The organism is Hydrogenophaga sp. (genome assembly GCF_041633695.1).
Classification (GTDB): domain Bacteria; phylum Pseudomonadota; class Gammaproteobacteria; order Burkholderiales; family Burkholderiaceae_C; genus Hydrogenophaga.
Genome location: NZ_JBFJMY010000171.1, coordinates 1 through 8413, shown reverse-complemented (window position 1 = coordinate 8413; position 8413 = coordinate 1). Strand labels below are relative to the sequence as shown.

General features: G+C 64.4%; 9 protein-coding genes. 8 read left to right on the top strand and 1 reads right to left on the bottom strand.

Going from position 1 to position 8413, the window contains the following annotated elements; genetic code table 11:
• Positions 1-963, bottom strand: a complete 963-nt coding sequence (locus ABYB95_RS12045) for an AraC family transcriptional regulator ligand-binding domain-containing protein (RefSeq protein WP_372658789.1) — start codon at positions 961-963, stop codon at positions 1-3.
• Between the two features lie 185 nt (positions 964-1148).
• Between ABYB95_RS12045 and ABYB95_RS12040 the strand changes: the two genes are divergently transcribed.
• The 8 genes from ABYB95_RS12040 to ABYB95_RS12005 form a co-directional block, all read left to right on the top strand.
• Positions 1149-2339 carry a lipid-transfer protein gene (locus ABYB95_RS12040; protein ID WP_372658788.1) on the top strand — a complete coding sequence of 397 codons (1191 nt, stop codon included), beginning with the start codon at positions 1149-1151 and terminating at the stop codon, positions 2337-2339.
• Positions 2336-2776 (top strand): MaoC family dehydratase N-terminal domain-containing protein, encoded by a 441-nt coding sequence (locus ABYB95_RS12035; protein ID WP_372658787.1) that lies wholly within the window; start codon positions 2336-2338, stop codon positions 2774-2776. The genes ABYB95_RS12040 and ABYB95_RS12035 overlap by 4 nt, the downstream gene beginning before the upstream one ends.
• A 14-nt stretch (positions 2777-2790) precedes the next feature.
• Positions 2791-3198, top strand: coding sequence for a MaoC family dehydratase (locus ABYB95_RS12030; protein ID WP_372658786.1), 408 nt, complete (start codon positions 2791-2793; stop codon positions 3196-3198).
• Between the two features lie 33 nt (positions 3199-3231).
• A complete protein-coding gene (locus ABYB95_RS12025; protein WP_372658785.1) occupies positions 3232-4062 on the top strand; it encodes an SDR family NAD(P)-dependent oxidoreductase in 831 nt (276 codons plus the stop codon).
• A 5-nt stretch (positions 4063-4067) separates the two neighbouring features.
• Complete coding sequence (locus ABYB95_RS12020) at positions 4068-5219, top strand: acyl-CoA dehydrogenase family protein (RefSeq protein ID WP_372658790.1); 1152 nt, start codon at positions 4068-4070, stop codon at positions 5217-5219.
• 17 nt (positions 5220-5236) lie between these two features.
• Positions 5237-6262 carry a CaiB/BaiF CoA transferase family protein gene (locus ABYB95_RS12015; protein ID WP_372658784.1) on the top strand — a complete coding sequence of 342 codons (1026 nt, stop codon included), beginning with the start codon at positions 5237-5239 and terminating at the stop codon, positions 6260-6262.
• Complete coding sequence (locus tag ABYB95_RS12010) at positions 6255-7040, top strand: ABC transporter ATP-binding protein (RefSeq protein WP_372658783.1); 786 nt, start codon at positions 6255-6257, stop codon at positions 7038-7040. Before ABYB95_RS12015 ends, ABYB95_RS12010 begins: the two co-directional genes overlap by 8 nt.
• The coding region (locus ABYB95_RS12005; protein ID WP_372658781.1) for an AMP-binding protein at positions 7037-8413 on the top strand (1377 nt) is incomplete at its 3' end. The genes ABYB95_RS12010 and ABYB95_RS12005, both read left to right, overlap by 4 nt.

Genomic DNA, 8413 nt, shown 5'->3' with positions numbered 1-8413 from the left:
TCATGGCCGTCGGTAGGCCCCGCAATTTTTCCCTGTCCACCGTTTGAACGCACGCTGAAACGTAGGACTGTCGCTGAAACCGAGTTCGGAAGCCAGCTGCACCAGCGACACGCGCGACGACGAAAGGCGCGAGATCGCTAGATCGCGTCGCAGGTCGTCCTTGAGCCATTGCAGCGAGGTGTGCTCCACCGCCAGGTGCCGCTGCAACGAAGAAGGCGATGTGTGCAGGTGCTCGGCCACGTCCTCCAGTGAAGGCCATTGCGGGTAGCTGCGCATCAGGTGGTTGCGCACTTTTTGCGCCATGTCACCAAAGTCCCGCGGGGGTGAGATTATTTGCGTGTAGGCGTCGGTCAGAAACACGCGCAGGGCGGGTTCGTCGCGACTCACGGGTGTTTCGAGTTCCTTGGCCTTGAACCAGAAGCCGAACGCGGCCTGCCCGTAGCGCCTGGGCGCAGGGAACACGAGGTTGTAGCTCTCCTCCGATCCTTCGGGTTCAGGGTAGGTGAAGTCAAAGTGTTTGATCGGAAGAGGCGCGTTTAGCAGCCAGGCCGCCAACCGCCACAGCACGCGCACCATGGTTTCCTGCGCAAACACGGGCGTGGGGCTATGGGAAGCGATGGTCTGCATGTGCAGACCCGCTTCGTCGCCATTCACTTGCAGCGAGAAAAAAATGTCGTCCTGCAACAGGTTCAGCGCTGCGCTCATGCGCTTGAGCGCGCGCCGCAGATCGGGGGCGGAGAGGCCTTCGCGCGCCGTCAGCGCGAAGCTGCCGGGTTTGAACGGGCGCGAGAAAAGCCCCATGCATTCGTCCTTCACGTCGTTGAGCAACGCATAGAAAAGCGCAACGTACTGCATGGGTGTGACGCCCGGGTGGCCGGGTGTTTTCAGTGCACTCGGGTCCACCCCCACTTGACGTATATAGCCATCCACGTTCATGCCCTTGCTTTCCAAGCCGGAAAGCATTCCGAAGACGAAAACTGGGGCTATGAACGCCCCAGGGTTTTCCCGATGTTTTGTACGTTTGAGGTCTTTTGCCATGGGTTCAAGGTTTTCGGCTATCGCTGGGACCGGGGTGCGAGCCTAACATCCGCCCCGTCTTCAACACAAATCTTTCCGGGGCTTTTCGCCTCTCGCACAAAGGACCGCTCATGAAGCAAGACGTGTATGTCGTCGGTGTCGGCATGGTGCCGTTCACCAAACCTGGGGCGAGTGAGCCCTATCCACAAATGGCAGCCAAGGCGGTCAATGCTGCTCTGCGGGACGCGGGCCTGGATTACGCCAAGGTGCAGCAAGCCTATGTTGGCTACGTGTACGGCGACTCCACCGCCGGTCAGCGCGCGCTGTACGAGGTGGGCATGACCGGCATCCCAGTCGTCAACGTCAACAACAACTGCTCCACCGGTTCCTCCGCTCTGTTCCTGGCGCGCCAGGCCGTGATGAGCGGCGCGGCCGAATGCGTGCTCGCGCTCGGCTTTGAGCAGATGAAGCCTGGCGCACTGGGCTCGGTATTCGCCGATCGGGAGAGCCCGTTCCAGCGCTTCGACGACGCAACGGAAGAGCTCGTCGGTCATGGTGAAATTCCACTGGCGCTGCGTTACTTCGGCGGTGCGGGCCTGGCACACATGGAGGAGTTCGGCACGCCAATGGCCACCTTCGCCAAGATCCGCGCCAAAGCCAGCCGCCACGCGTTCAACAACCCGCTGGCGCTGTTCCGCACCGTGGTCACCGAAGAAGAGGTGATGCACGCGCCGGTGATGTGGCCCGGCGTGATGACGCGCCTGATGGCCTGCCCGCCCACCTGCGGCTCGGCCGCAGCCATCGTGTGTTCGGACGCGTTTGCCCAAAAACATGGTTTGAACACCGCCGTGCGCATCCGCGCGCAGGCCATGACGACCGACGGCCCGCAGACCTTCGGCGCCAAGGACATGCGCGAGGTGGTGGGCTACAGCATGGCCAAGTCCTGCGCCGAGCAGGTGTACGCCGAAGCCGGTCTCGGCCCCAAGGACGTGCAAGTGGTCGAGTTGCACGACTGCTTTGCTCACAACGAGCTGCTGAGCTACGAGGCGCTGGGTCTGTGCGAACGTGGCGGTGCGCAGAAATTCGTCGAAGACGGCGACAACACCTATGGCGGCCAGGTTGTCACCAACCCCTCGGGCGGCCTGCTTTCCAAGGGCCACCCGCTCGGCGCCACGGGTCTGGCGCAGTGTACCGAGCTGGTCCAGCAACTGCGTGGGCAGGCGGACAAGCGCCAGGTGGAGGGCGCACGCATTGCGCTGCAACACAACCTGGGCCTGGGCGGCGCCTGCGTGGTGACCATGTACGAAAAGGTGTCTGCATGATCGACAGGAAATTCATCGGCCACCAGCTCAAGCCATCGGTGCTCACGGTGGACCGCACGCGCCTGCAATTCTTTGCCAAGGCCATCGGCGAGAAGGACCCGGTCTACATCGACCCGGCCGCCGCCCAGGCCGCCGGCTATCCCGATCTGCCGGCACCGCCCACCTTCCTGTTCGCGGCCGAGCTCGACAGCGGCGCCAACGACCAGTTGCTCACCGAGCTGGACATTCCGCTGGCCAAGCTGCTGCACGGCGAGCAGTCGTTCCGCTACCTCAAGCCGGTGTGCGCAGGCGACACGGTCACCGTGCAATCGACCATCACCGACATCTACGACAAAAAGGGCGGCAAGTTGGAGTTCGCTGTCAAGGACTCGCGCGTGACCAACCAGCGCAGCGAGCTCGTGGCCGAGCTTCGCACGGTGCTCGTCGTTCGCCATTGAGAAAGGCAAGATCCATGACCACTCCAATCCGTGTTGGCGACCGCCTGCCATCCCTTCAACTCCCACCTGTCGACCGTGCCACGCTGGCGCTTTTTGGCGGCGCCTCGGGCGACCACAACCCGATCCACATCGACACCGATTTCGCGCGCCGCTCGGGCATGCCCGACGTCTTCGCGCAGGGCATGCTGGGCATGGCCTGGCTGGGCCGCCTGCTCACGCAATGGGTGCCGCAGTCGCGCATCCGGAAGTACGACGCGCGCTTCGCCGGCATCACCCACCTGGGCAACACCATCACCTGCAGTGGCGAAGTGATCGAGCTGCTGGAACTGGACGGCGAGGCGTGCGCCCGCGTGGCCGTGACCTCGGCCAACCAGTACGGCCAGAACAAGATCGTCGGCGAGGCCATCGTCGCGCTGGCCTGACCCCATTGAACACATAAAGAGGACACACAAACAATGAGCAAGAAACTCGACGGCAAGGTCGCCCTGATCACAGGTTCAGGACGTGGCATCGGTCGCTCTATCGCCATAAAGCTCGCCGAAGACGGTGCCCGCCTGGTGATCAACGACCTCGACGCCGACCCGGCGCAGGAAACCGTAGAGGCCATCAAGGGCATGGGCGGCGAGGCCGTGGCCTGCGTGGGTAGCGTGACCGCACCCGATTTTTCCGAGCGCTTCATCGGTACCGCTGTGGAGAATTTCAAGGGCGTCGACATCATCGTCAACAACGCCGGCTACACCTGGGACAACGTGATCCAGAAGATGACGGACGAGCAGTGGTACGCCATCATGGACTGCCACCTCACAGCACCCTTCCGCATCCTGCGCGCAGCCCAGCCGGTGATCCGCGCTCTGTCCAAGTCCGAAATGGACAGCGGCGTGCGCAAGGTGCGCAAGATCGTCAACATCTCGTCCATGGCGGGGGTTTTTGGCAACGTCGGCCAGTCCAACTACTCGGCGGCCAAGGCCGGCATCATGGGGCTGACGCAGGCCCTGGCCAAAGAGTGGGGGCGCATGAACGTCACCGTGAACTGCGTGGCATTCGGCCTCATCAAGACGCGCCTGACCGGCAGCACCGCCGATGGATCTACCACCAATATCGACGGCCGCGATATCAAGGTCGGCGTGAACCCGGGCCTGCTGTCGCTGATGGAGCAAACCATCCCCCTGGGCCGCGGCGGCACACCCGAAGAAGCGGCCGGTTCGGTCTACCTGTTCTGCATTCCCGAATCGGACTACGTCAGTGGTCAGACGCTGATCTGCTCCGGCGGCCTGACGGGCATGTGATGAACATGTTGCCTCGCCTACTTCAACACCCGTGGATGGATGCCGAAATCGAGAGCTTCCGCGAGCAGGTCCGCCGCTGCGTGACCGACAAGCTGGCTCCGAACCTCGATGTTTGGCGCCGCCAAGGTTTCATTCCGCGAAAAACCTGGTGCGTCCTGGGCGAACTTGGCTTCCTGTTGCCTGAGATGCCACAAGCCTATGGTGGTCCAGGCGCCACACTGGCTTACCAGTTGGTGGTTCAAGACGAACTCGCCAAGATGGAGGTCCCGGCCAACACGGCCGTGCACTCCATCGCCGCGCACTACATCCTGGACTACGGCACGGAAGAACAGAAGCAACGCTGGCTGCCCAAGCTGGCCAGCGGCGAGATGCTCGCCGCCATTGCCATGACGGAGCCGGGCTGCGGCTCGGACCTCAAGGCCATCCGCACCAAGGCGCGGCTGGACGGCGATCACTATGTGGTCGACGGCGCCAAGACCTTCATCACCAACGGCTTCACGGCGAACCTGCTGGTGGTGGTGGTGCGCACGGGCGACGCTGGCGCCAAGGGCGTCTCGCTGCTGGTGATGGAGACCGAAAACCTGTCGGGCTTCAGCGTGGGCCGCCGAATGGAAAAGCTCGGTCAGCACGCGTCCGACACGGCGGAGCTCTCGTTCGACGGTGTGCGCGTGTCGGCTTCGCAGTTGGTGGGCGGCGTGGAAGGCCAGGGATTCAAGCAGCTGATGAGCCAGCTCACCTACGAACGCCTGCTGCTCGCCGTGCCCGCGGCGGCGGTGATTGAGCGCGCGTTGGAACTCACGGTGGAGTACACCAAGCAGCGCAAGGCCTTCGGCCAGTCGCTGTCCGACTTCCAGAACACGCGCTTCAAGCTCGCCGAGTGCGCGACCATGGCCCATATCGTGCGCAGCTTCGTGAACGACTGCATCCAGCGCCAGTTGGACGGCACACTGGACAACGAGGCCGCCTACATGGCCAAGTGGTGGTGCTCGGAGCAGCAATGCAAGGTGACCGATGAATGCCTGCAGCTGTTCGGTGGCTACGGCTACATGGCCGAATACCCGATCGCCCGCATGTACGCGGACTCGCGCGTGCAACGCATCTACGGCGGCGCCAACGAGATCATGAAAGACCTGATCGCGCGCAAGGTGGTGGCCTGATGAAGCCCTTGCACCCCATGAACGTGATCGAATTCGAGGGCATCGGTCCCGGCCCACTGTGTGGGCGCATCCTGGCGGACCTCGGTGCCACCGTTACTGTGATTGCGCGGCCCGGGTCCTCGCCTGTGGTCGACAAGCTGTCGGGCGGCGGGCAACCGCCGCTGCGCGAAGGCAAACAGATCGTCGAGCTCAACCTCAAGCACCCAGGTGACCTGCGCCGGGCGCTGGCGCTGGCGGCGAAGAGCGACGCGCTGATCGAAGGCAACCGCCCTGGCGTGATGGAACGCCTGGGCCTCGGCCCCGCCGCATGCGAAGCGGTAAACCCCAAGCTGGTCTATGGCCGCATGACGGGCTGGGGCCAGCAAGGTCCACTGGCCCACGCAGCCGGGCACGACATCAACTACGTCGCGCTCAGCGGCATGCTTTCTCTTTCGGCGGTGCACGGCCAGGTGCCGGTCTCGCCGCCCACCGTGCTCGGTGATGCCGGTGGCGCGCTCGGCCTGGCTCTGGGCATCGTGAGCGGCGTGCTGCAAGCACGGCAGACCGGCAAGGGATGTGTGGTCGATGCCGCCATCGTCGACACGGTCGCCATGCTTGGAGGCCTCGCGCAATGGATCGCAAGTACCGGCGGCCTCGGCGGCCCGGCCCCAAGTGTGTTCCATGACTCCCCGTTCTACGACGTCTACCGCTGCGCGGACGGCCGCTTCGTCACGCTCGGCGCCATCGAGCCGCAGTTCTATGCGCTGCTGCTCAAGAAGCTCGGCATGGACGACGTGGACGCCGCCACGCAATTCGACACATCGAACTGGCCGGCTTTGAAGGAGCGCGTGCGCGCCCTCTTCCTGACGCAACCGCGCCAGCACTGGTGCGATCTGCTCGAAGGCACGGACGCCTGCTTCGCGCCGGTGCTCACGCTGGACGAGGCCGCGCGCCACCCGCACAACACCGCACGCGGCCTCTTCCCGAAAACCCCATCGGGTGAACGGCGCACATGTGCTGCTCCCCGCTTCACCACATTGCAGGGGGCACACACCCATGACTGAGACCACGCGCCTACCCGCGATGCTGGAAGCGCGCGACCTGACGCTGAAATTTGGTGGTGTCACCGCACTATCCGGCATCTCCGTGGATATCGGACACCAGGAACTGGTGGCCCTCATTGGCCCCAATGGCGCGGGCAAGAGCTCGCTGCTGAACGTGCTGTCCGGCTTCTACCGGCCGAGCAAGGGTTCTGTGCGTTTCGAAGGCCAGGATATCGGGCGCTGGCCCGTGCACCGCGTGGCCCGGGCCGGCCTGGCACGCACCTTCCAGGGTACCCACCTACTGCCGCACATGAGTGTGCTCGACAACATTCTGGCTGGTCGTTTCATGCACATGAAGAGCACGCTGACACAGGCCTTTTTCTATTACCCATTCACCCACCGCGAAGAGGTGGCGCACCGCACCGTGGCCGAAGAAATCCTGAACTTCCTCGAACTCGAACACCTGCGCCACCATCCGGTGGGCACGCTGGGCTACGGCATGCGCAAGCGGGTCGACCTGGGCCGCGCGCTGGCCATGGAGCCACGCATGCTGCTGCTGGACGAACCTATGGCGGGCATGAACAGCGAAGAGAAGGAAGACCTGGCCCGCTTCATCCTGGACATCCGTGAATCGAGGCAGATTCCTGTGGTGCTGGTGGAACACGACATGGGCGTGGTGATGGACATTGCCGACCGCGTGATCGTGCTGAACTTCGGCCGCAAGATCGCCGACGCCTCACCCACCGCCGTGCAGCAGGATCAGAACGTGATCTCGGCCTACCTGGGAGGAAACGCATGAGCCCCCACGCTCCATCGCTGCGCGCGTCGCTACCTCCCGTGGGGGCTGATCCGGCTTGGGGCGGCCCGGCGCCGGATCGCATGAGCGCGATGCCCCACAAGATGCCCCAGACCCTGCCGCAATGGCTGTTGCACAACGCGGCGACGCGTCCGAACGAGGTTGCGCAGCGACACAAGCGCGAAGGTGTGTGGAAGGAATTCCGCTGGGTCGACGTGCGCGACGAAGTGCGCGCGCTCGCTCTGGGCCTGCGCGCACGCGGTGTGCAACGCGGCCAGACCGTGGTGCTGCTGAGCGAGAACCGCCCCGAACTCTATTGGGCCGAATGGGCCGCGATGGCCGTCGGTGCCAAAGTCGTGGCCTTGTATCCGGACGCGGCAGAGACCGAAGTGGACTACGTGGTCGAAGACGCACAGGCGGTCTGCGTGTTCGCGGAAGACCAGGAACAGGTCGACAAGGTGCTGCCTGTGATGGCGCGCCACCCTGGCCTGCACAGCGTGGTCTGGTGGGAATCGGGTGGCCTCTGGTCGTACCAGAACACGGGGCTGCTGGGTTGGGACGCGCTCAAGGCCTTGGCCCATCCCGTTCAGACTGCAGATGACGCGTGGTTCGAGCACGTGGTGGCACAAGGCCAGAGCGGCGACATAGCCCTGCTGTCCTATACCTCGGGCACGACCGGTGCGCCCAAGGGCGTGATCACCACGCACGCCTCGCTGATGCACAACGCCGAGCTGATCGGACAGACGATGCAGGTGCCCGAGGGCAGCGAGTACCTGTCCTACATCCCGCTCTCCTGGGCCACCGAACAATGGGTGGGCGTGACCATGGGCCTCATGCAACCCTTGCGTGTGAACTTCGCGGAGCGGCCAGACCAGATCCAGGAAGCGATCCGCGAACTGGCCTGCGAGATGGTCTTCTTCGGCCCTCGCCAATGGGAAAGCCTGGCCGCGCGCGTGCACGCCCGCATGCTGGACGCACCACCCTGGCGGCAGAAGGTGGTGAACTGGGGCGTGCGCATCGGCCGCCTGGCCCGCGCCGACCAGCTCGACACCCGCGCCCGAGCCTGGTGGGTGCGCGCGCAGTTGCCGTTGGCCGACGCCCTGGTGCTGCGCCCGCTGCGTGAGCAGTTGGGCTTGAAGGGTGCCCACATTGCCTTCACCGGAGGTGCAGCGGTGGCGCCCGACATCTTCCGCCTGTTCGCTGCCATGGGAGTGATGCTGCGCAACGTGTATGGCTGCAGCGAATTCGGCCTGATCACGGTGCACCAGGGTGCGCGTGTCAACGCCGAGACCATCGGCGAAACCGTGGCCATGCGCAGCGCCTGGGGCGAGCCCATGCAATGGCGTCTGACCGAAGGCAGCGAACTCGAAGTGCGC